At 37.9% G+C, this 23,464-nt stretch carries 24 protein-coding genes; 2 read left to right on the top strand and 22 right to left on the bottom strand.

Annotation, left to right across the window (positions count from 1 at the left end; genetic code table 11):
- Nucleotides 1-32: 32 nt before the first annotated feature.
- The 18 genes from QNH17_RS09285 to QNH17_RS09200 all read right to left on the bottom strand — a co-directional run bounded on the left by QNH17_RS09285 (nucleotide 33) and on the right by QNH17_RS09200 (nucleotide 15,332).
- Entirely contained in the window at nucleotides 33-686 is a 654-nt protein-coding gene (locus QNH17_RS09285; RefSeq protein ID WP_283878402.1) for a methionine ABC transporter permease, read from the bottom strand.
- Nucleotides 625-1,707 carry a methionine ABC transporter ATP-binding protein gene (locus tag QNH17_RS09280; RefSeq protein WP_283878401.1) on the bottom strand — a complete coding sequence of 361 codons (1,083 nt, stop codon included), beginning with the start codon at nucleotides 1,705-1,707 and terminating at the stop codon, nucleotides 625-627. The genes QNH17_RS09285 and QNH17_RS09280 overlap by 62 nt, the downstream gene beginning before the upstream one ends.
- Nucleotides 1,708-1,748: 41 nt before the next feature.
- Nucleotides 1,749-2,588 carry a MetQ/NlpA family ABC transporter substrate-binding protein gene (locus tag QNH17_RS09275; RefSeq protein WP_283878400.1) on the bottom strand — a complete coding sequence of 280 codons (840 nt, stop codon included), beginning with the start codon at nucleotides 2,586-2,588 and terminating at the stop codon, nucleotides 1,749-1,751.
- A gap of 149 nt (nucleotides 2,589-2,737) precedes the next feature.
- Nucleotides 2,738-3,265, bottom strand: coding sequence for an NADPH-dependent FMN reductase (gene ssuE / locus QNH17_RS09270; protein ID WP_283878399.1), 528 nt, complete (start codon nucleotides 3,263-3,265; stop codon nucleotides 2,738-2,740).
- 114 nt (nucleotides 3,266-3,379) lie between these two features.
- Nucleotides 3,380-4,510, bottom strand: a complete 1,131-nt coding sequence (locus QNH17_RS09265) for an amidohydrolase (protein WP_283878398.1) — start codon at nucleotides 4,508-4,510, stop codon at nucleotides 3,380-3,382.
- Entirely contained in the window at nucleotides 4,503-5,033 is a 531-nt protein-coding gene (locus QNH17_RS09260; RefSeq protein ID WP_283878397.1) for a GNAT family N-acetyltransferase, read from the bottom strand. The genes QNH17_RS09265 and QNH17_RS09260 overlap by 8 nt, the downstream gene beginning before the upstream one ends.
- Before the next feature lie 34 nt (nucleotides 5,034-5,067).
- A complete protein-coding gene (locus tag QNH17_RS09255) occupies nucleotides 5,068-5,838 on the bottom strand; it encodes an amino acid ABC transporter ATP-binding protein (RefSeq protein WP_283878396.1) in 771 nt (256 codons plus the stop codon).
- Complete coding sequence (locus QNH17_RS09250; RefSeq protein WP_283878395.1) at nucleotides 5,835-6,545, bottom strand: amino acid ABC transporter permease; 711 nt, start codon at nucleotides 6,543-6,545, stop codon at nucleotides 5,835-5,837. The genes QNH17_RS09255 and QNH17_RS09250 overlap by 4 nt, the downstream gene beginning before the upstream one ends.
- Before the next feature lie 21 nt (nucleotides 6,546-6,566).
- Complete coding sequence (locus QNH17_RS09245; RefSeq protein ID WP_283878394.1) at nucleotides 6,567-7,274, bottom strand: amino acid ABC transporter permease; 708 nt, start codon at nucleotides 7,272-7,274, stop codon at nucleotides 6,567-6,569.
- A 35-nt stretch (nucleotides 7,275-7,309) separates the two neighbouring features.
- Entirely contained in the window at nucleotides 7,310-8,146 is an 837-nt protein-coding gene (locus tag QNH17_RS09240) for a transporter substrate-binding domain-containing protein (protein WP_283878393.1), read from the bottom strand.
- 112 nt (nucleotides 8,147-8,258) lie between these two features.
- Nucleotides 8,259-8,537 (bottom strand): glutaredoxin family protein, encoded by a 279-nt coding sequence (locus QNH17_RS09235; protein WP_283878392.1) that lies wholly within the window; start codon nucleotides 8,535-8,537, stop codon nucleotides 8,259-8,261.
- 135 nt (nucleotides 8,538-8,672) lie between these two features.
- Nucleotides 8,673-10,007: an LLM class flavin-dependent oxidoreductase gene (locus QNH17_RS09230; protein WP_283878391.1), complete on the bottom strand. Its 1,335-nt coding sequence runs from the start codon at nucleotides 10,005-10,007 to the stop codon at nucleotides 8,673-8,675.
- A gap of 182 nt (nucleotides 10,008-10,189) precedes the next feature.
- Nucleotides 10,190-10,957 carry an alpha/beta hydrolase gene (locus tag QNH17_RS09225; protein WP_283878390.1) on the bottom strand — a complete coding sequence of 256 codons (768 nt, stop codon included), beginning with the start codon at nucleotides 10,955-10,957 and terminating at the stop codon, nucleotides 10,190-10,192.
- A gap of 133 nt (nucleotides 10,958-11,090) precedes the next feature.
- Entirely contained in the window at nucleotides 11,091-11,405 is a 315-nt protein-coding gene (locus tag QNH17_RS09220; RefSeq protein WP_283878389.1) for an LLM class oxidoreductase, read from the bottom strand.
- A 22-nt stretch (nucleotides 11,406-11,427) separates the two neighbouring features.
- Nucleotides 11,428-12,486 carry an LLM class flavin-dependent oxidoreductase gene (locus QNH17_RS09215; RefSeq protein WP_283878388.1) on the bottom strand — a complete coding sequence of 353 codons (1,059 nt, stop codon included), beginning with the start codon at nucleotides 12,484-12,486 and terminating at the stop codon, nucleotides 11,428-11,430.
- Between the two features lie 179 nt (nucleotides 12,487-12,665).
- Nucleotides 12,666-13,703 (bottom strand): LLM class flavin-dependent oxidoreductase, encoded by a 1,038-nt coding sequence (locus QNH17_RS09210; protein WP_283878387.1) that lies wholly within the window; start codon nucleotides 13,701-13,703, stop codon nucleotides 12,666-12,668.
- A 180-nt stretch (nucleotides 13,704-13,883) separates the two neighbouring features.
- On the bottom strand, nucleotides 13,884-14,240 hold the full coding sequence (locus tag QNH17_RS09205) for a hypothetical protein (RefSeq protein ID WP_283878386.1): 357 nt from the start codon (nucleotides 14,238-14,240) through the stop codon (nucleotides 13,884-13,886).
- A gap of 189 nt (nucleotides 14,241-14,429) precedes the next feature.
- A complete protein-coding gene (locus QNH17_RS09200; protein WP_283878385.1) occupies nucleotides 14,430-15,332 on the bottom strand; it encodes a LysR family transcriptional regulator in 903 nt (300 codons plus the stop codon).
- A gap of 513 nt (nucleotides 15,333-15,845) precedes the next feature.
- Here QNH17_RS09200 and QNH17_RS09195 point away from each other — a divergent pair.
- Nucleotides 15,846-16,544, top strand: coding sequence for a pirin family protein (locus QNH17_RS09195; RefSeq protein ID WP_283878384.1), 699 nt, complete (start codon nucleotides 15,846-15,848; stop codon nucleotides 16,542-16,544).
- Between the two features lie 51 nt (nucleotides 16,545-16,595).
- On the opposite strand, the gene QNH17_RS09190 is transcribed toward QNH17_RS09195, so the two are convergent.
- Entirely contained in the window at nucleotides 16,596-18,563 is a 1,968-nt protein-coding gene (locus QNH17_RS09190; protein WP_283878383.1) for an acetate--CoA ligase, read from the bottom strand.
- A 288-nt stretch (nucleotides 18,564-18,851) separates the two neighbouring features.
- Here QNH17_RS09190 and QNH17_RS09185 point away from each other — a divergent pair, with 288 nt between their 5' ends.
- Nucleotides 18,852-19,622, top strand: a complete 771-nt coding sequence (locus QNH17_RS09185) for an IclR family transcriptional regulator (RefSeq protein WP_283878382.1) — start codon at nucleotides 18,852-18,854, stop codon at nucleotides 19,620-19,622.
- A 103-nt stretch (nucleotides 19,623-19,725) separates the two neighbouring features.
- Here the strand turns inward: QNH17_RS09185 and QNH17_RS09180 are convergent, their stop codons facing one another.
- The 3 genes from QNH17_RS09180 to odhB all read right to left on the bottom strand — a co-directional run bounded on the left by QNH17_RS09180 (nucleotide 19,726) and on the right by odhB (nucleotide 23,461).
- Nucleotides 19,726-20,694 carry an AraC family transcriptional regulator gene (locus tag QNH17_RS09180; RefSeq protein WP_283878381.1) on the bottom strand — a complete coding sequence of 323 codons (969 nt, stop codon included), beginning with the start codon at nucleotides 20,692-20,694 and terminating at the stop codon, nucleotides 19,726-19,728.
- A 130-nt stretch (nucleotides 20,695-20,824) separates the two neighbouring features.
- Nucleotides 20,825-21,652 carry a rhamnulose-1-phosphate aldolase gene (gene rhaD / locus QNH17_RS09175; protein WP_283879466.1) on the bottom strand — a complete coding sequence of 276 codons (828 nt, stop codon included), beginning with the start codon at nucleotides 21,650-21,652 and terminating at the stop codon, nucleotides 20,825-20,827.
- A gap of 558 nt (nucleotides 21,653-22,210) precedes the next feature.
- Entirely contained in the window at nucleotides 22,211-23,461 is a 1,251-nt protein-coding gene (gene odhB, locus QNH17_RS09170; RefSeq protein WP_283878380.1) for a 2-oxoglutarate dehydrogenase complex dihydrolipoyllysine-residue succinyltransferase, read from the bottom strand.
- Nucleotides 23,462-23,464 lie beyond the last annotated feature (3 nt).

Raw genomic sequence — 23,464 nt, 5'->3', positions numbered from 1 at the left:
ATTTCATGTCAAAGATGTTAAACATCCATCTCTCATAACCTCCTCAATTTTCGTTCAAGAAGATTTCCTAACGATTGAATACCCTGAACAAGAATTACGAGTATGACCACTGTCACAACGATCGTAATCGTACTAAATCGTTGATAGCCATAAGTGATCGCTAAATCACCAAGCCCTCCGCCTCCAATGGCCCCTGCCATCGCTGTTGCACCAATTAGACCAATTGTTACCGTTGTAATACTGAGTAGAAGTGAAGGAAAAGCCTCTGGGAATAAAAAGCGAAAAATAATTTGAACTGGAGAAGCCCCCATAGCCTTAGCCGCTTCAATAATCCCCTCATCTACTTCGAGTAAGGAATTTTCAACCAGTCTCGACATATACGGTCCAATATGAAGAACAAGAGGAACAATGGCAGCTGTAGTTCCAATTGATGTTCCTACTATAAATCTAGTAAAAGGAATAATAGCTACCAACAAAATAATAAATGGAATGGACCGGAAGATATTTACGATTGGATTAAGAATGGAAAATATCAAGCGGTTCTCAAGAATATGACCTTTTCGAGTTACAACAAGCAAGACGCCTAGTGGGATACCGATCAGCGTACCAAACACCAAGGAAATGCTAACCATGTATAAGGTTTCCCACATGGACGTGAGAATTAGTTGCGGACTTACCTCCAACATTTCCAGTCACCTCTCTTACTTTTATATTCTGCCTTGCAATATAGTCCCGAGCCTTTTCAATTTCTGTTTCAGGACCGCTAAAATCTACAATTAAATGCCCGAATGGTACGCCTTGAAGCTCATTAATACTTCCAAACAAGATATTTGCTTGTACATCGAATCGTTTGGCCACCTGCGAAATGACTGGTTGCCCGGAATGGATTCCAAAAAACTTTATTTTAAATATCTTATGGTATTGATCATCGGTCTCTAGTAGTTCCCAAACACTAGAAGGAATTTCATCGCGGACAACCGACCTGACAAAATTCTTTGCTGTTACTGTGCGAGGCTGGGAAAATATATCAAAGACACTGCCTGATTCAATTATTTTTCCATCCTCCATCACCCCAACCCGATTGCAAACTTGCTTGATGACCTCCATTTCATGTGTAATAAGGACCATTGTAATCCGGTATTCCTCATTAATTCTTTTAAGGAGCCTAAGGATGGACTCGGTGGTCTGTGGATCCAGTGCCGAAGTAGCTTCATCACACAAGAGGACTGATGGATTAGTGGCAAGGGCACGCGCAATCCCGACACGCTGTTTTTGTCCTCCTGAAAGCTGATTAGGATAACTTTCCATCTTGTCTTCTAACCCGACAAATTGAAGCAGTTCTTCAACTCGAGGTTTGATATCCTTTTTCTTTTTGTTGCTCAGTAAAAGTGGCATAGCCACGTTTTCAAACACCGTTTTTGACTCGAGTAAATTAAAATGTTGAAAGATCATCCCAATATTCTTTTTAGCCTCACGGAGCTTCTTTTCAGAAAGCTCCTTCAAATTTATGCCGTTCACAAGTATTTCGCCAGCTGTAGGGTACTCCAGCAAATTTATCGTACGGATCAATGTACTTTTACCCGCGCCGCTAAACCCTATTACGCCAAAGATATCTCCCTTTTCCACCGTTAATTGGATATTCTTTAATGCTGTTACCTTTTTCCCTTTGCTTTCAAATACCTTGGAAACATTATTAAATTGAATCATGCTGCTGCTCCTTTCTTATAAACTTTTTGGCTGGAGAAAAATTAGAATGCTGGTACTACTGCACCCTGATATTTATCTTCAATGAACTTTCTCACTTCTTCGGTTGTCAATGCTTTCGCTAATTTTTGAATGTTTTTATCATTTTTCCTAGATTTATCAGCAACTAGAATATTGACATATGGTGATTGATCACTTTCGATAATTAGGGCATCCTTTTTGGGTTTAAATCCTCCCTCAAGGGCGTAATTCGTATTGATGGCAGCCGCTTCAATATCGTCAAGTGAGCGCACGAGTACCGGTCCATCCACACCAATAAATTTAAGATGCTTGTCATTCTTAGTGATATCTTCAAGTGTATAATCAAAGTTGTCTTTCTCTTTTTGCTTGAGTTCAATTAACCCATTTGCAGCAAATAGCTGCAGTGCGCGGGAAAAATTCACCGGATCTTTTGGAATGGCAATTTTTGCACCATCTGACAAATTATCAATCGATTTTATTTTTTTGGAATAAACACCGAATGGCTCAATATGTATTCCTTTTACACTGACTAAATCAAGACCGCTGTCCTTATTCACCTGGTTTAAGTAAGGGATGTGCTGAAAGTAATTGGCATCTAATTCTCCATTTGCTGTTTGCTGATTGGTTTGAATTCCATCGTTAATCACTACGATATCTAACTTAATTCCCTGCTTTTTTAGTTCTGGCTCGATGAACTTTAAAATTTCTGCATGCGGAGTAGAAGAAGCGCCTACTTTAAGGACTGCCTCCTTCTGTGAACTGCCTTTCGCTGTCGTTGAAGTTTCTTTGTTAACACCGCAGCCTGACAAAACAACGCCAATTAATATTAGTATTGGTAGAAATGGTAATAGGATCTTTTTCATTTGCTTTTTTCCCTTCTTTTTTATATCTATAAAAATTTAATTGATGGTAATAAAATAATAGAGACAAAAACATTTTGTTGTTTACAGCAACAATTGTTTTTGTCTCCAGATGACCGGTGGACTTTTCATCCTAATTATCTTAGTTATTTTTAGTTCGTGACCAAAATGTCACCAGTAATAAACTGATTTAGTCGATTTTTTGCGTCTGGCTCTAATTCATAACGATTATTTCCTAATTTTTTTATTTGACTATCCAAAATATATACTCCTTTTAAAATGTGGGTTGCTCCCAAAGCTGCAAGAACAGGTTTAAGGGCATAATCAATCATTAATAAGTGTCCAAAAGTCCCACCGACAGCAATTGGTATAATAGTTTTACCCTCGAGACTATTTTGCGGCAGGAGATCCAAGTAAGTTTTTAAGACCCCGGAAAAGGAGGCTTTATAAACGGGAGTCAAAATCACGATAATATTTGAATTCTCAACTTTCTTATTTTCCTTTACAATTTCTTCACTTTCAAATCTCGCTTGAATTAAATCTTCTGCAGGAAGATCACGGACATTAATAATTTCAGGAGTAATCTTACTCGCTTGAAATTGATTTACAACACAATGTAATACTTCATTTAATCTCGTTTGCTCTGAGGGACTACCAGAAATAATTGATACTCTACTCATCATTCGTACTCCCTTTCTATAGTGGCCTTTATTATCAAAAATTAAAATTTTCCCTATCCAAACAATAGATCTAGTTTATAGATCAAACATTTTTCGTTTTGATCATAAAACATATCAATTTAATAATGCTCTAGAACTTTTATATAAAAAATTAGCCGCTTGTATAAGGGCTGACTCATCAAGAGTAAATTCAGGGTGGTGCCACTCCTCTTTCCCGTTTGTTCCAAAAAATGCAAATGTCCCTGGGACATTGTAAAGATAGTAAGAGAAATCTTCACCAGCCATTGAAAGTTCAGGATCAATAACATCCAACACCTCTTGCGTAGCAGCTTTCCTGACGATCTCAGTCACAGCCTTATGGTTAACCAGTGGCGGCGGCCCAGGAAACCAGCCAATTTCAACTTTCTGTGAAAAAGCGGTCGCAATTGCTTCGACAATGGTATAGAGCTTGGTTTTAACTTCCTCACGAATAGCAGGGTCAAAGGATCGAATGGTACCTTCCAGTGTCACATCACCTGGAATAACGTTCCACGTACTCCCGCCAATAATTTTCGTGACACTCACTACAGCACTTTGAAGCGGAGACACATTCCGGCTGACAATGGTCTGGAGTGCAGTAATCAGATGCCCAGCCGTTACAATCGGATCCTTTCCGTTTTGCGGGATCGCCGCATGACTCCCTTTTCCTTGAAGAACGATATGAAAACGATCCACTGCCGCCATTAAGGGTCCTTCTTTTAATCCAATAGTCCCGACAGGCAGCTCCGGTTTATTATGGAGCCCAATTATTGCCTCTACTCCCTCTAATTGCCCATCTGCTATTACCTGTTTAGCTCCTCCTCCTAATTCCTCAGCCGGTTGAAACAGAAGACGCACTGTTCCATTTAGTTGAGACTGGTTTCTTTTTAAGTGGCAGGCGGCACCAATTAGAGCGGCTGTATGAAAGTCATGTCCGCATGCATGCATGACCCCTTTTATCTTTGAAGCATAGGGAAGTCCTGTTTTTTCCTCAATTGGGAGTGCGTCAATATCCGCACGTACAGCGACTATAGGACCAGGATTTCCTCCTTTTATATCAGCAAAGACCCCCGTTTTCAATTTCGTTTTCCGAATCGGAATGTCCAATTCCCTCATCCATTTTTCAATGAATCTAGTAGTTTCAAATTCTTGTTTAGATAATTCTGGATATTGATGTAAATGACGATAAATGGAAATCAGATGGGCCTCTAAATCCGTTTCATTCATAGTTTTCTCCTTTCTTTAAATCTAGACGAAAGCACTTTACTAAAATATCATTATTCCGAAACTCTTTAGTTTCATCTCGCTTAAAACCAAGCCATTCATATAAACGAATCGCTTGTTGCATTTTATCACTAGAGTGCAAATACAATTGATCTGCCCCTTGCGACTTGGCAAACTGAACGCTTGCTTTTATTAAGGCTTGCGCTACCCCGCGGCCTCTTGCCTGGGGATGGACGGCCAAAAGGCGGATAATCGGTGAAAAAATTTCTAAATCAGGCTTTTGATATGCTGTCTCAGATGAATCGAATAACTGTAATGTCCCAAGAATATGGTCTTCACTTTTCGCGACCAATATTTTTTTTACATCTGGATTATCAACCGATGCCTTGATATTGGTTAAATAACTATCCCAAAGCTGAGGATTTGTATACGCATGCTCATACTGCTGATAGCTTTCAACCAATAACCGGCGAACCGCCTCTATTTCTTCTTCCGCAATTTCATCAACGATAATTTGATTTGTCACCAAAAACTCCACCCTCTTCTATACGATTTACTTTTTAATTCACTTGTTTTTTGGGCTGTGTAAAGAATGTTTCACTCGATATCCGCTGTAAAAACCGCCGAGTTCGTTCCTCCCTTGGGGCATTGAAAATTTCCAATGGGGTACCTTCTTCCACGATGACACCTTCATCCATGAACAACACACGATCCGATACCTCTCTTGCAAAAGTCATTTCATGTGTGACAACCACCATCGTAATCCCTTCTTGTGCAATGGCTTTAATTACGGAAAGTACATCACCTACTAGCTCTGGATCAAGAGCCGATGTAGGCTCATCAAAAAGGATAACTTCAGGATTTAATGCTAACGCTCTTGCTATACCTACCCTCTGCTGCTGTCCACCAGATAGCTGTGATGGATAGTGATGGAGTTTTTCACTTAGTCCCACTTTTGCAAGCACTTGTTCACTTTGGTTTCTAGCCTCCTTTTTCTTCATTTTTTTGGCGGTAATTAATCCTTCCATCACATTTTCCACAACAGTTTTATGAGCAAATAAGTTATAATGCTGAAAAACCATGGCCGACTGTTTTCTAATCGATAATATTTCTTTTTTCGTCGCTTTTTCTGAATGAACCTGTATATTTCCAACTTGAACAATACCAGTATCAGGTGTTTCCAAAAAATTCAGACATCTCAGCAGCGTTGTTTTCCCTGAACCACTTGGACCAAGAATTGTAACAACTTCGCCTCTATTTATTTTCAAGTTAATTCCTTTTAAAACAGGTTGTTTGTTAAATGTTTTCTTTATACCTTTTAAAGAAATCATGACACGCCTCCTCGATTATAAGCTGTCACCCTTTTTTCCAGTAAAAAGGAAATTCCCTCAACAATGATGGTGAGACCCCAATAAATCATACCGGCTGCAATAAAGGCTTCAAGAAATTTCAAGTTTGTCGATGCGACAATATTAGCAGCACCTGTCACCTCTTTCTCCGAAACAAGAAAAGCAATGGAGGATGTGTGCAAAAAACCAACAAAAATATTTGTAAAATTAGGAATGGATTGCGCTAACGCCTGAGGTAAAATAATTCGTATCATTGCTTGAAAGCTTGTCATCCCAACGGAATAGGCCGCTTCCAATTGCCCATTAGAAACACTGAGGATACCAGAACGGATAATTTCTGATAAATAAGCTCCGGCGGCCAAGGATAATGCGGTTAGAACGAATAGGATAATCGGGATTGAATTTGCTTGGATACCAAGATCAAACCTCTCCGAAATTTGATTGATTAATAAGGGAAATCCAAAATAAATAAGCATAACATGCATGATGATAGGAGTCCCTCGAAAAAAAGATACATAGCCATTTGCTGCCCGATATAGAAATTTCACTTGATAGACTCGAACGAGTGCTACCGCAATGCCGATTAAAAATCCAATCAATAAGGGCACAACCGTTAAAATGAGAGTTATAGGCAGGGACTTTACAATTTCTTTAAAAGCGATCCAAATAAAGGGAATATCAATCGTCATGGTCACTCCTCCTTTTTAAGTTTAGGCAGTAGTAGATACATTAGATTTCTGATAACGATTGAAATATTTTTCTAATTTACTAAATATTTTTTCAAACAATAGCACAACAGCATAATAGATAATAGAAAGCGATATATACACTTCCAGGGCATGGGCTGTTGAGGCTATGAGGGTATCCCCTCTTCCCACCATATCCATTACACCGATGGTGAAAGCAAGTGACGTATCCTTAAGCGATCCGATGACTGAATTCGCCATATTCGGAAAAGCAATCCGTATCGCCTGCGGGAAAACTACGCGAAAAAAGTTTTGTCTTGCCGTCATTCCAACCGAATAGGCTGCTTCTGTCTGCCCATAATCGACGGCTCGGATCGCCCCTCGAAAAATTTCAGCAAAGCTGGCTCCATTACTTATCGCATAGGTAATGATGACAAAATAAATCGCTTCGAGCTTAGATATATCAATATTGAAAAGCATGAGAACGGCAGGTAAGCCATAAAAAATCAAGAATAACTGGATAATAATCGGTGTCCCTCGTATAAAAGAAACATATAAAATGACCACTTGATTTAATAAAGGTATTTTAAACAACCTCGGTATAGCTGCTGCTACACCGAGGATAAGTCCTAGGAAAATGGATGCTGCCAAAATCTGGAGAGTTACCCCTAGATAATGAATTAGTGTCGGAATAAACTCGATGATTAACAAAGGATCAAATGATTTCCCCATTTTTATACACCCTCCAAACTGTACCTTCTAAACTATTAAAATTTAACCGTATAGTCAGCACCTAACCATTTTTTACTCAATTCACTAACGACCCCTTCTTTTTTCAATTCAACCAGGGCTTCGTCAATTTTCTTTTGAAGGGGTACTTCATCTTTTCTTAGTAGGAAATAAACCTTTGAATTTAATAGCGGCTCACCTACTACTTTTTGTTGAGCATCAACTGACTTATTAAGAAAATCCACTGAAAATGGTGTTGTGATCGTTGCATCTGCACGACCTGTTTTCAGTTGATTAATAGTAGAATCAGGACCATTACCTGCATATACAATTTGAATTCCGGCGTTATTTTCTTTGTTATACTTTTCCAGAAATACAGCCGAATTACTTGTTGCACTTACAATCGCTTTTTTCCCTTTTAAATCCTTTATAGAGTGAATGTCATTATTATTTTTATTGACCGTTACATTAAGAGGAAAGATATTATATGGTTCTTTATTAAAAAGAAATTTCTCCTGTCGTTCTTCATTCACTTCCATTTGGTGGGCAATAAAATCAATTTTATTAGTTTCTAGGCTTATTAAAAGATTGGAGAATTCCATGGTTTTAAACTCAAATTGGTATTCAGGCAGCTTTTCATCAATTTTCCTAACTAACTCAACATCATAACCGGTTAACTTTCCATTCTTATCAATAAAGCATACATTCGGAAATTGCGTCCCTGTACCGACTATAATTTTTTGTACTTTTGATCCCTCATTCTGAGCTCCGGCGCTTGCCTTTGTAGTAGTTTTCGTCTCTTGAGAAGAGCATGCTCCTACCACTAAGGCAAGCAATAACGTCATCGTCATCACTAAGGATTTTTTCCTTTTCATTTACACCAATCCTTTATATTTTATTTTTGAACTCATCCCACTCTTCTAGGATATGTAATACAAATACTCCCCCTTTGAATTTAACTGATTAATCACATGATTTTAGTCGGAATTATCCTGAAATTTTACTCTTATTATATTTCGCCAGTACCTTTTCGAGATGTTCGATTCCTACTTTAGTTACCCCCTCATACACTTCCCCCTGGCCAATTTCAACGACAGGTACATGACGGACACCATACTTCATTTCCAAAATATCTCGGCGTTCATCGTGATGAGTAACATCAATTGTTTCGTAATTAATTCCTTTATCTTGTAAATATTGCTTAACTTCACCACAATAGTGACAACCTTCTTTAGCCCAAACCACAACAGATAATTCTTTTCCCATCTTTTTTTCCTCCCTATTTCTTTTTTTTAGTTAAAAAGGCTCTCTATTTAAGGTACTTATCATCTTAAATAGAGAGCCTCTAGTTGACTAGCCGGCACAAATACATATCGCGAATAACATCTTTAATTTGAAAGATCAATGCTTTATCACTGTTTTTGCATAACGGTTTTCAGGAAAAGGTATTCCTAGGTTGCCTCGCAAGGTTTCAGATTCGTATTCCGTTCTAAACAATCCTCGTTTTTGAAGAATCGGTACGACGAAGTCAACAAAATCATTCAAACCATCCGGAACACTTGACCCGACAATGAATCCGTCAGCCCCTCCGCCTTCAAACCATTCTTGGATCAGATCGGCCACTTTTTCTGGCGTTCCAATGAAAGCTGGTTTCGGAGTCGTCTCTTTTAAGGCTACTTGGCGGAGGGTTAAATTTTTTTCCTTTGCTTCCTGCTTAATTCGACTGGTATGGCTTTGGAAGCTGTTATTTCCTAAGTCACCCAGTTCAGGAAACTGTTCATCAAGAGGATATTGTGAGAAATCATGATGCTCAAAATATCGCCCCAGGTAATCAAGAGCTTTATCAATCGATACTAAATTCGCAATTTCCTGATATTTTCTTTCTGCTTCCTCTTCTGTTGCTCCGATTATAGGTGCAATTCCTGGCATGATGACCAGATCTTCCGGATTACGCCCCAATGCTTTTGCTCTGTTTTTAACATCCTGATAAAAATCTTTTGCCGTTTCTAAAGTGGGATGTCCTGTAAAGATAGCCTCTGCTTCTTTAGCTGCAAGGTCTTTTCCTGCATTGGACGAACCAGCTTGAAAGATAACCGGTCGTCCTTGCTTGGAGCGACCAATATTCAGCGGCCCTTGTACGGTGAAAAATTCCCCACGATGATTTAATGGATGTAATTTATCAGGATCAAAGAATACCCCCGTTTCTTTATCACGAACAAATGCATCATCTTCCCAAGAATCCCATAATCCTTTTGCTACCTCCAGGTATTCAGAAGCGATTCGATATCGTTTAGCATGATCAGGATGTTCTTCGATCGTTTTGCTATAGTTTAATGCGGTTTTTTCTAATGGAGACGTAACCACATTCCAACCGGCCCGACCGTGGCTAATATGGTCAAGAGAAGCAAATTGCCTTGCCACATTGAACGGTTCACTATACGAAGTAGACAGCGTTCCCACAAGTCCTATTTTTGACGTTACAGCAGCAAGGGCAGACAAAATAGTGAGTGGTTCAAAACGATTTAAAAAGTGTGGAATAGATTTCTCGTTTATATGAAGACCATCTGCGATAAAGACTAAATCGAATTTTCCTTCTTCAGCTTTCTGTGCCTGATTGGTGTAAAATTCCAAACTTACACTTGCATCTGCCTGAATATCAGGGTGCCTCCATCCAGCAATATTTCCTCCAACCCCATGAATTATTGCACCAAATTTCAATTTCTTTTGATTGGACATCTACGATCCACCCTTTCTTAATTCCTAGTAATTAGATGGGAATACTTATTTATATTGCTGTGTTTTATCCTATCACTTACATAAATGGAATTCTATAGTTTTACTGATAGAAAAATTTATTGGTTTGATTCAAAAAATCTATCAAAAAAATAGAAGCTTTGATTTATTTTTCTGTACATATCCTATAAAGACTGATTCACTCCAGATCCGACTTGTTGCTGTACGAAACGATGACACCCATTTACAATTTGCTCTTTGTCATAATCCAAAGAAGCCACATGATAGGAGTTCGAGAGAACAACCCTTTCCCTAATGCGAGAGCCAATGTGATCAATAATATAATCTGTATTTTCAGGTGGTACGACATGATCCTCGGCTGACTTAAAGCCTAAAACAGGACTTTTAACTTCCGGTAATATTTTGGGTGTAATGTCCATTAGTGTTTGCAGTTGATGAATGGCCTTGATCGGTACTTTTTGATATGTGATTTCATAAACATCCTTTTCTTTAATATCTGGTTCTCCTTCATCAATAAATCTTGGATTGGCTTTTCCTTTTAAATGTTCATAAGCGGGAATAGTTAAAGCCGCATTAATTAAAATAATCCCTTTAATGTCCCGATATTTATGGGCAAGCCAAAGCGCCAGTGTCCCGCCCATGGATTGACCCAATACGAAAATACTTGTACAGTTCTGTTTTAATTCCTGATAACCCCTTTCCAATGATTCAAACCATTCTTCATGAGTGCACTTCTCAAAATCATAATGATTAGTGCCATGCCCTTTTAATCTTTGAGCCAGAACAGAATACCCATATTGTGCAAGTCTTTCACCAAGGTAACGTACGCTTTGGGGAGTACCGACAAATCCATGTGATATCAGAATTCCAATCTTGCTTCCCTTAAAATAAAATTTTTCTGCCCCCTTTATAATAGGAAACATTTCATCCATCCCTATCATCCTCCGTTTCGAGTACTATTTTCCAAACTCTAGCTCTCTATTAAATTTCAAAACTAAACCTACTAAACCTATTCAATAAGTAGGAATTATAGCTATAAAAAACTTATTTAAACCCTTTTTTTATCTATGGTTCCGTTAAAAAGACAGGTTTATTTTCTGGTAGTGGTAGCCCATAATGATTTCTTAATGTATCGCCTGTATAGTCTTTTCTAAATATCTGTCTTCGTTTCAATTCAGGTATTACTAATTGTACAAATCGATCAAAATCACGATCCATTACTTGGGGCATGAGATTAAATCCATCTGCTGCGCCGTTAAGGAACCAAAATTCAAGCTCATCTGCAATTCTTTTTGGTGTCCCGCTAATTGTATAATGCCCCCTTCCTCCTCCTAAGCGAATAAGTAATTGTTTAACAGTAAGATTTTCTCTTTGGGCCAATTGAATGAAAAAATATCATGGCTTAAGACTCCACTGCAGCTGGTTCGATATCCCAAACTGAACTAGGAATCTCCCGTTTAAGCACAGGCATAACCTCAGCAGCAAACCTCTCAAGCTGTTCATATTGCTCCTCTTTGCTTAAGCCCCCCACACTTATACTTTGTACCTGATGTCCGAAGGCTTGATGATACTTAAGGATCTTCTCTATTACTTTATCGGGACTTCCAATTAGTGCTGAACCATTTTGAATGTGATCCTCGAGATCCTTAAATGGTGATTGATTATGTTTTGCTGCCTCGGTATTCATTTCAATATCATAATACGGCCGGAATCGGTTAATGGCTTCTTCCGATGTATTAGCCAAGTACAAACTGCCAGCTCCCGCGCCGACAACAGCTTTTGTTGAATCATATCCATAAAATTCTAGACGTTCTCGATAATGATCAATTAATTCTTTATATTTAGCCATAGGATGAAAAGCATTGGAAGAAAAAATAGGCTCCCCATTCTTGGCAGCAAGCTCAGTTGATAGTGGACTTGATGCACTGCCATGCCAAATAGGTATCTGTTTTTGAAACGGTCTAGGTTCTGTCGTTACCTTATTTAATGGAGAGCGGTAGGTCCCTTCCCATGAGACATTTTCCTCTGTCCATAAACGTTTAAGAAGATCATATCGCTCCGCAAGTGACACCCATTGCTCCTCCTCTGTTATTCCAAATAACGGGTAATGACGAGGATCATTCCCTTTTCCAATCATCATCTCTAATCTTCCTCCTGAAAGATGATCAAGTGTGGCATAATCCTCTGCTACTCGCACTGGATCAAGGACACTTAAAACCGATACGGTAGGCAACAGACGAATCTTAGAGGTTTTGGCCGCAATCGCCGTTAAGATTACTGCTGGTGAGGAAGATAAAAATGGGGGACCATGTCGTTCGCCTACCCCATAGCCATCAAATCCAAGTTGTTCAGCAAATACAGCCTGGTTAATCACTTCTTGAATTCTTTCCTGTGCAGTTAAAATCTCTCTTGTCACACCATTTGGATGATTACTGATTAGATCAAACAAAACAAATTTCATCTTAAGGATTCCCTCCGATACCACTCATTTTTTCACTATTAAACTTTTAATATAAACTAGACTGCATATTGGCAAGCAACCCAATGCCCTTTACTCACTTCCCTAAATAGCGGCTGTTCTTCCCGGCAACGGGTATGAAATCTGCATCCTCCCCCTTACAAATTTTTCAATCAAAGTTTTTATTTTGCGATATATTCATTATTTTCAGTTATCTCATCCCCTACTTTTTCATTAGAGTAAAGTGGGCTTAAAAGCTTAAATGACCGAAATCTTTCTGCTTCCTTTTCAATCGGTGTATGTATCATAAATTCATCCACCTGATGATTTTTTTGAAGCAAAGCTAAAACTTCCTTCACGTAATCAGGGGTTCCTGCAATAATATCAGCTTCGTGTTCGCTAATTTCATATGGTTCACCTGCTTGCTTCCCAAATACTTCTGCTTGTTCAATGGATTGTAAGGTCACCGACCTTCCGCTTTGAAGATGGACTTTGACTATTTTTCTTTCTCCTACCAATTGTTCTGCTTCTGTTTGAGTAGGAGCCGCAATAACAGCCATTGAGATTATGAATCTCCCATTTGGGTAACCTTCACGAAACACCTTTACTGCTTCTTCCAGTACCCTATGATCGCTATTGATAAATTTAGCAAAAACGAAAGATATTCCAAGATTTGCGGCAAGCTGAGCACTTTTTACACTCGCGCCAAGTAAAAAAGTTTCAGGTTTTTCCTGGGGAATCGGTGTTGCTTGAATTCCAGCAAGAGCGTGACTTTCACTAACTGTATTTTCAACTATTTGGACCAGAAAAGATAACCGTTCTGGAAAGTCTTTACCATCATTGACTGTTCCATATTGTAAAGCCCTTGTTGATAGCGGAAGACCACCTGGTGCTTTTCCGACACCAAGATCTACTCTCCCAGGAGCCAAGTTTGATAAAACATGAAAGTTTTCGGCCACCTTATATGGACTGTAATGCTGAAGCATCACGCCTCCTGAACCAATTTGAATTGTGCTAGTTTGAGCCAATAAGTATGAAATTAATACCTCAGGTGAGGAACCAGCCAATTGGTCAGTATGGTGATGTTCTGAAACCCAAAAACGTGTATAGCCCCATTCTTCTGCTCTTTGAGCGAGAAGGGCAGTTTGCTGTAATGCATGAGAAGCATTCGTTCCAGGAAAAATGGGACTCTGATCTAAAATACTTAGCTTATAACTCATTTCTTTTTCCTCCAATTATTAATCCGACTTAACTCATAAGAAAAGTATGTTTTATAATAGTGATTTTTATCCTATCACTGAAAATACTGAGCTGGCAATACTTTCGCTGATAGGAAAATATTCGATATTGATTAAGAAAATCTATCAATTACACGGTATCATTACACTTATTAAGAGTCTTCATCTCTCCAGAGGTATTACATTATCGTTTTGTCCACTAACTTTAAAAAATTCTTTTATTTTTCTGTTAAGTCCACCATGACCAAAACGGATAAATTTCATTTGATCTTGCTTCTCATCTTTAACAAAATCTAAGAAGGCCAAAAGGTGAATTCTTCGCTGATGAATATTAACAATCCCGTACTCATAAAACGACTGTTCAATCGTATTATAAACACCTCTATTTACGCCATACTCTTGATTGCACCAAATAAAAAACTGTAAATCTGGCAAATTAAGATATTGGCTTGTTTTGATAGAATTTTGTATTTTTGTATTTGAAAATAGTCCTGCATAATGAATATTTTGGGTTTTCATATTTGTCATCCTCCTTTAATTTCTTATAACCAACAATTCACACTGGAATAATCGGATTTATAAATCTGTTTGTCCCTACAATTCAGGGCGATGATTGCGTGATATTTTATTGAAATTAATCCTATCACCTAGAAGTTTGTATTGGCAATACTGGAACTGATAGAAAAATTAATCATTGCATCAAAAAAATTAATCAATTAACAAAAGACTCGGGTTTTCAAATTCTTTAACAGACATAAGAATATTATTCCATAACAACGGAAATTCAGAACCATTGATAAAATGTGTCGCAAAAATATACTGGTCTATTTTTAAAATATGAGAAACATTTATTTCAATCAGCTCACCCCGCTCAAGCTCTTCCTTAATACATAAGTAGGGTAAGAACCCTATGCCATTTTTGCTCAGAATAATAGATTTTGCAACTTCAAGATGGTCAACTAAAAATTCGATCCGTGGTTCAATATTAGCTACTTCAAATAATTTATGGACCCGATTCCAATCAAAAGCGCCACATTCAAAAAATACCATCGGTTCAACTGCTAATTGCTGAACAACTACAGTCTCTTGAAATTGAAATGAATGTCCAGGATAAACTACCAACCGAACAGAATTATTAAAAAGCTCATGTTGTTGAATTCGAGGGTGAGCAATCTCCTTCATAAAGGCCAAATCCACCTGTTTCTGTAGAAGTTTTTCCAGCAATACGTCGTTTGGCGCTGAAATAAATTTAAATCGCAATTGAGGGTTTTCTTTCTTCCAAATTGGAAGGGCAAAAGGAATAAAGTATTGTGATGTAATCGTATTTGCTCCAATGACAATTTCCTTTGGATGCTCTTCCCTCTTCAATAGTTTCTTTCCTTGTTGATAGGTACGAATAATTTGCTCGGCATATGGGATAAAGGCTTTCCCTTCCTCTGATAATGTCAAACTTCTCCCTTTTCGTAGAAATAACTCAATGCCAAGGTCACGCTCTAACGATTTTATTCTCGCTGTAACGGTTGGCTGTGATAAATACAAAGCTTCAGCTGCTTTATGTATACTTTCCAAATGAACTACATACATAAAAGCTTCAAAATGATCAATATTCATTTTACCAAACCCCTTTCTTGAAATAATATTAGCAGTGGTAAACAAAGCTGTAGAATGGCTTTCGGGTTCGATTTACCTTTCAGTATCTGCGTAAAGTCACTCCCTTTAAGCCAAAATTGCAGCAAAATATAATACATTAACATAATGATTAATAGCATTAAAAAAGGCTCCTTTACGCGAAAATGCGTTTAGGAGCCTTTGGACGACCAATCAGCTAATTACATTTAATTTGAATTCTCTAAATTTTACTCCAATTAATCCAATAAGTAAAGTATGAATTGAACGAAATTTTATTTTACATTTCATTCATTAACCCTCTTGCCATGCAAGGGGGTTTTTAATTTACTTGGTAATTTATTATTGCCCTCGACTAATGTTGACACATGGAAATATAATATATATAATTATCTCGAATTCAAGATATTTATATTTTAGATTCACAAATATCAATAGAGAACAAAAGAGGCCAGTTTTCTTTATATACATTTTTTATAATAGATTGGAGAGAAAAATATGCTAAGAAAAATAAACAGCAATAATATGGGTTCTAGTAATCTTGGATGGTTAAGAAGTAAATTTCACTTCTCATTTGCAGAATATTATAATCCAGACAATATTCAGTTTGGGGTTTTACGTGTAATCAATGATGATTTAATTAATCCGCAAACAGGTTTTGGCACGCATCCACATAAAAATATGGAGATTATCTCCTACGTGGTGAATGGTGAGTTGACTCATGGTGATAGCATGGGTAACCAAAATACAATAATTCGCGGTCAAGTTCAATATATGAGTGCGGGGACGGGTGTGCTGCATAGCGAATATAATTTAGGCGAAGATACATCAAGGTTTTTACAAATTTGGATTTTACCAGACAAAATTGGCCATACACCAGCTTATGGTGATTTTAGATTCAATTGGGATGATAGAAAAAATACTTGGCTGCACATGGTATCAGGAAAAGACGGAGATGCTCAAATTACGATTAATCAAGATGCAAACATCTATTCTTTGGAATTGGAGCAAGGAAATGAAATAAGCTTTCCAGTTAAAGAAGGCAGGCAGGCTTATTTAGTTCAAATAGAAGGTACTTCTTTCATTAATGGCATTGAACTCTCTGATAGAGATGGAATGGAGATTGTTGAAGAAGATATCACAATTAAGGCAGAAAAAACCTCTCATATCTTACTAATAGAGATGAAAAAAGCATAGTAGTTTGATATATATATAAAGTCTGATGGAAATCCCATCAGACTTTTTGTTTTATTTCACTGTCGACCTTTCATTGATAATCATTTGAATTTGAGCTACTGTTGCTGGATCTTCAAGCCCTGTAATATCACCTGAAACCTTACCTGAAACGAAAATTTCCTTTAATAAGCGGCGCATGATTTTTCCGCTAACTGTTTTTGGTAATGTTTCTGTGAAAATGATAGATTTTGGCAGGGCAATCTTTCCGATAAGCTGAATAATATTTTTATTTATTCTTTCTTTTAAATCAGAAGTCCCTAGAGAAAGATTATTTACCCGGACAAATACAAGCGGGACTTCTCCTTTGATTTCATCTGGGACACCAATTACAGCCGCTTCAGCAACTCCTTCACATTCAAGAACCGCACTTTCAATTTCCATTGTACTTAAACGATGCCCAGCAACATTGAAGGCATCATCAGAACGACCAACAACCCACACATAGCCATCCTCATCAATTAGAGCCAAATCACTTGCAAAATAGCTTCCTTCTACCTGACTAAAATAAGAGGAAATATAACGCTCCGGTTCCTTCCAAAGCGTACGGCAAAGCATTGGGAATGGTTTTCTAATGATTAAATTTCCTAACGTACCCGGTTTAACTGAATTTCCCTCTTCATCTACTACAGCTATATCTGCACCTAAAAATTGCATTCCGGCTGATCCAGGCTTCATTGGGGTTAACCATGCTGCACCAGCAATTGGACAGCCCGCTGTCTCCGTTTGTCCCCACGTATTATTGACACATATCTTTTTCTTCCCTAATATCTCATACGTCCACTGCCATGATTCTGGGTCAAAGGGTTCACCCACTAGGGAAACTACATCCAGACATGATAAATCAAATTGATTCAGTACTTTTTCACCTAGACTTTTTAACATCCGCAAAGCTGTTGGGGCGGTAAACAATTTATTGACACGGTATTTCTCGATTACCTGATAAAATCTATCCTTTGTTGGAAAGTCAATCGATCCTTCATATACGACAGTGGTCACTCCATTTGCGAGTGCGCCCGCAATGCCCCAAATATGCATCGTTAACCATCCTATATCAGCCGTACACCAGAAAACATCATCATCATGATGATCCATATGATATTTGCTATAGATGTAATTTTGGATTACAAAGGCCATTCCTGAATGAACGACACCCTTTGGTTTTCCAGTTGTACCGCTTGTATAGAAGACAATTCCATATTCATTGGCCTCTAGTTTCTCAGGTTCACAAAGGATACTTGCCTTTTTGGTTAGGTCATCCCACCAGAAATCCCGTCCTTCTGTCATATTGATTTCTGTATTTAGGCGATTAACGACGATCACCGCTTCAATGGATGGAATATCTGGAATTACCCTGTCCACTTTTTCCTTTAAGCAAACTTTGTTTCCACGTCTGATTGTAGCGTCAGTCGTCACGATAATCTTGGGCTCAAAGCTAATCAGACGGTCCTTCAATGACTTTTCGGAGTATCCTGAAAATACTGTATTGTAAATTGCCCCAATCCGGAAGCATGCAAGCACGGCAATAATTGCCTCAGCCAAATTCGGAAGGAAAATAGCCACGCAATCCCCTTTTTTCACACCAAAGGAACGCAAGACATTCGAAAAGCGATTTACTTCTGCTAACAGCATATTATATGTAAAAAACTTCGTGTCCCCGTTTTCTCCCTCCCAAATCAGTGCGGTGCGATTTCCAGCACCATTTTCCACATGACGGTCGAGTAAGTTTACACAAGGGTTGCTGATGCCCCCTTCAAAAAAACGAAAGTCTGGAAGATTTCCACTTATTGTTTTTTGCCAAGGCTCATACCAAAATAGCTCTTTCGCCGCATCGTTCCAAAAGGCTTCGGGATCTTTTTGGGATTTTTGAAGAAGTTCATGAAAAGCTTTACTGCTTCCAATTGAGGTGTTAGATTGTTTTTCTTCACTCGGATATACAAGTTTACTTTCAGCAACTACCTTTAAAATTCCGCTTACATCCATATAAATCCCCCTAAATTGAAAATATTAGAACCATAGTGATCACTAGTTGGTCGGTTCAGCGCCAAACTGATGAAAGCGCTTTATTTTTATGGAATACAAAAATTACTCTAAAATAGTAGCCCGTCATTAGATGTACATCAATAAGGTTAACATAAATATTCTGAATTTTCAATAATACTAATTTTTCTGTAAAAGTAAAAAGGAATATTCAGAAAACTATTTTGTTCTGCATAGGATTTAGTCCTCTGCTATGTTAATATAAGGATTAAGGTTTATAGGAGGTTAAATATGGAAGCCATTAAAAAAGGAACAACTATTCAGTCATTACAAATTGGAATGGGCATTATTGATATTATTGCCAAACAAGGCAGGCCATTAAGGTTTTCCGATATTCAAGACTTAACACAGATTACAAAGAGTAATCTTTATAAATATTTAAATACTTTTACACAATTAGGTCTTCTGTATCGACACATGGATACAGGAGAATATGTATTGGGAAGCAAGTTGATTGAATATGGAATGGCCGCTGTCGATCAAGAAAATGTTATCGATCGGATTTCACCTTTTCTGCATGAAATTAACGAAAAAAGTTCGAGTACAGTTCTATTTTCCAGCTGGACCGATAATGGACCAATGATTGTTAGGGATTTGAACAACAATCGAGGGTTTAATATTGGCGCTCAAATTGGAACCTTACTACCTATTCGTTCGGCAACAGGAAAAGTGTTTATGGCCTTTATGGATGAGCATATGGTGCGTGAATGGAAAGCGAAAGAATTTATGCAAATTCCTACTGAAAAGGTTAGTCAGCTTGAGGATGAATGCGGACTCATACGTGAGAAAGAAATTGCCTTTGCAAGGGAACCTCTTGTATCATCTGTGTCATCCGTATCCATCCCGGTTTTAAACTATAAGAAAAAACTACTAGGAGCTGTTACAGTAGTAGGCTTTTCTGAGTTTATTCCTCAAAATGAAAATAATGACCTTTCCCATTATTTAATAGAAATCAGCAAAGAAATTTCTGCTAGTTTCGGGTATATGACAGAAGTGAATTAACAAATATAACAAAGAGCTGGTGAAAAATAAAACAACGGAGAAAACCTCTATTTAAGAGGAACTTCTCCGTTGTTTTATTTCAAATTCTTTCAAAAACGTTTGGTTATCCACCGAGAATCCTCTTCCTGTATTCCTTTGGTGTCAGTCCATATTTCCCTTTAAAAATCCGGTAAAAATAACTGATATTATCATATCCCACCTGCTCTACGATCGAAGCAATCGCCATGTCGGTTCCTTCCAGTAATTCTTTCGCTTTGACAAGTCGCCTCCCTTGAAGAAGCTCTTTGAATGTGTGGGATGTGGCCTTTTTTATGGTTTTACTTAAACCATAGTGAGATTGTTTCAATTGATCGGCTAATTCATATAACGAGGCATCCTTAAACTGATCTTCAATATACTTAAGTGACTCTACTACTAAATAATGATTAATAGATGCTTCTTCTTTTCTCTCCACCTTATCGGAATTTTTAATGAGTTCAATCAAGAAAAGCCCCATATAAAGTTTAATGGTTGACTCTGAGAAAGCAGTAGGATGCATGATTTCCTCAATCATTTTTCCAATCATATCCTGAATAGCCGGCACTTCAGCAACTTTATAATAAAGAAATTGGCCGTTCTGAGTGTTGTTATATAAGCTATTAATCAGAAAATCACTGACAATGTTTTCAGAACTTAAAAAGGAAAAAATAAAGTCGAAGAAAGAAGGGCGAATGATAAAATTAATGACAATATCTTCTTTGGCACAGGCCGTGATCTCATGCTCAATATGCTGATTTAATAAGAGAAGTTCTCCTTTTTTCAAGGTAATTTGCCTGCCGCCCACAATTTGATTCAATTCCCCGGTATAGACATAATTGACTTCAATATAATCGTGTTTATGTAAAGGGAAATCCACAAATCTTGTGTGCTTACGAACCATAATCATCTTATCTTTACTGAGGAATTTTTCACTTTCAATAATAAAATTTGTCTTATTGGTATATAGTTCTTTACTTACTTTTTTTCGTTGTTCAAGAATGGTTCTCTCTTCATCTGTTATTTCCATTAGTTCCTCAAGAAGTTCCAGATTCATTTGATTCACCTATTTTCTGAATTCTATCTCTAAATCATATCATATTTCTTATTCCCCAATTGAAAAAACAACTAATCTACAAAAGGCATGCTCCCTATTACAGGAACATGCCTCTTGATTGATTAAATATTTATAATTGCAAAATTCCTTCCCGCGGAACTACCTTAAAGGCATCAGCAAGGTCTTGAAGCTGCTGATCGGTAATCGTTTGTTTTTTCCCTCCTTGTGCACAAACGATCGTATAAACCTGAGCCGCTTTTTCTGCTGTTTCAATCAAACCAAAGGTTTCATCCATTGTGGCGCCAGCACCGAAAATTCCATGATGCGGCCAAACTACTAGGCGGACATGTTCCATTTTCTCTGCGGTTGCTTCACCAATTTCATTGGTTCCTGGGATGATCCAAGGAATGACGCCTACACCATCAGGGAAAACAACAATACATTCTGTACACATTTCCCAAAGTGTTTTTGTAAATTCTTCTTCCTTCAAACTATGTGAAAATGTCATGGCAATCAAATTTGTCGCGTGACAGTGCATGATCACGCGGTGGTTATTGTCTGCTGCTAATCGCTTCTTATGATTCATTAAATGTGTTGGCAGCTCACTTGTTGCTACACCGCCATCTTCCAGCCCACAAAGAATTTCGTAGCTTTTGCCGTCTGCTGCAATTCGAATCACACCCAGGTTTGAAGCCGGATCCTCTTTAACATTTTTGAAGTATTTTCCAGAACCTGTTACTGCAAAATATCTTCCTGCAAGCTCAGAGGCATCAAAACTCATTGGTACTGTTCTTACAACATTATCAACATCCAAATAAGGTAAAACTTCATATTCATTTAAAAGGTAACTAATATTTCCGCCATTACGTTCATCCCATCCTAAACGGTATAGGTTAGTAGTTGCTTCAATCATTTCTTGTAAAAAAGGTGCTGTATATATTAAATTTCTCAATGTCATACTCATTTATATTCTCCCCCTTAATAAAAATTGGTTTTTATATTTATGTGTATTTATCTTCTTTACAATTTCATCATAACTCGATAACAAATATAAATCAACATAAACAAAAATTATATTTTTGATTACTTTTGTTTAATTAACATTTTTGTCACAAAATTAATTTGTTTACTTCCGATTGAATAAAAAACAGACCTAATAGGTCCGTTTCCATTCACCATTTACTATGACTCTTGTATTTTTAGGTGCTGTAATCTGAGCTTCTACAGCCTCCGGAAGAGTAATTTGCAAATCAATATACTTCCCTGCAGCTATTCATACGCCAATACCATCATCATAGCCCAGCAGTAATTAGAGCGATAGTGCTCTATTTTTTTGATTTGTGTACGGACTTTTTTGGAATATGTTTGTAGACTGTTGAGCAGACCATTCTCCATAATAAAAAAATAGAGATGGACTCCTCCCATCTCTATTTTTATTCAATATTAAATTAAAACACGCTTTCTATTCGTTACCATTGGCTCGCTTTTTCAACTCCGCCGGGCACGATTAGCGTTATTAACCTTCCAACAATAAAGATGTAGGATCTTCCAACAATTCTTTCACGGCAACTAGGAAGCTAACGGCCTCTTTGCCGTCTACAATTCGATGATCGTAAGACAAGGCAATATACATCATTGGGCGATTTTCCATTCGTTCCTTATCAATCGCTATTGGCCTTGTTTGGATTTTATGCATTCCGAGAATCCCTACTTGCGGGCTATTCAAGATTGGCGTTGACATTAACGAACCGAAAACTCCGCCGTTTGTAATGGTAAATGTACCACCTTGCAAATCATTTAACGTAAGGGCATTATCACGAGCCTTTTTACCAAGATTACTAATATCCTGTTCGATTTCAGCAAAGTTTTTCTGATTTGCACCGCGTACAACCGGTACCACTAGACCCTCTGGTGCTGCAACTGCAATTCCAATATCATAGAACTTCTTGATAATCAATTCATCGCCTTGAATTTCAGCATTTAAAAGCGGGAATTGCTTTAACGCTGAGACCACGGCTTTTGTAAAGAATGACATGAACCCAAGACGAACACCATGTTTTTCAAAAAAAGCATCCTTACGCTGATTGCGTAAATCCATAACAGCCGACATATCAACTTCGTTAAAAGTGGTTAACATCGCTGCTGTATGCTGAACTTCTACTAGGCGTTTTGCGATTGTTTGACGCCGGCGGGTCATTTTCACCCGTTCAACTGGTTTGTCGAACTCTTCATCTAATTGTTGTACGACTGGTTTGGTGCTGGCCTTTTCCACCTTTGGCTCTTCTTTAACCACAGGTGTCGGTGTGTATGCTTTTACATCCTCTGGTCTAATTCTGCCAAGTGGATCCCGGCTGCTTACTTGCGTTAAATCGATTCCCAATTCTCTAGCCAATTTTCTCGCTGCTGGTGAGGCAATTGGACTATTGCCTTTTGGAAGTTCTGGCTCGGGTTGGGTGTTTGGTTGATTTAAGGTTTCTTCTACTGGTATTTCCGAAGCTGCAGCAGGAACAGCCGGAGTGGCTCCAGCCGCCGCATTCTCTTCGATAATCGCAATGACATCGCCAACTTCGACGATATCGCCAGGCTCTTTTAAAAACTTTGTAACTACACCTGAGTAATCGGCATTTAATTCTATATTAACTTTATCAGTTTCCAGCTCAACCACACTATCTCCTTTGGTTACTTTATCACCAATATTAATGAGCCATTGAGCGATGGTTCCTTCCGTAATGGATTCTGCCAGTTCTGGTACTTTGATTTCAATCATGTG

This window comes from Neobacillus sp. SuZ13 (assembly GCF_030123365.1).
Lineage (GTDB): Bacteria > Bacillota > Bacilli > Bacillales > Cytobacillaceae > Neobacillus.
The sequence above is the reverse complement of the archived record's forward strand: the minus strand, read 5'-3'. Positions and strand labels throughout refer to the sequence as shown.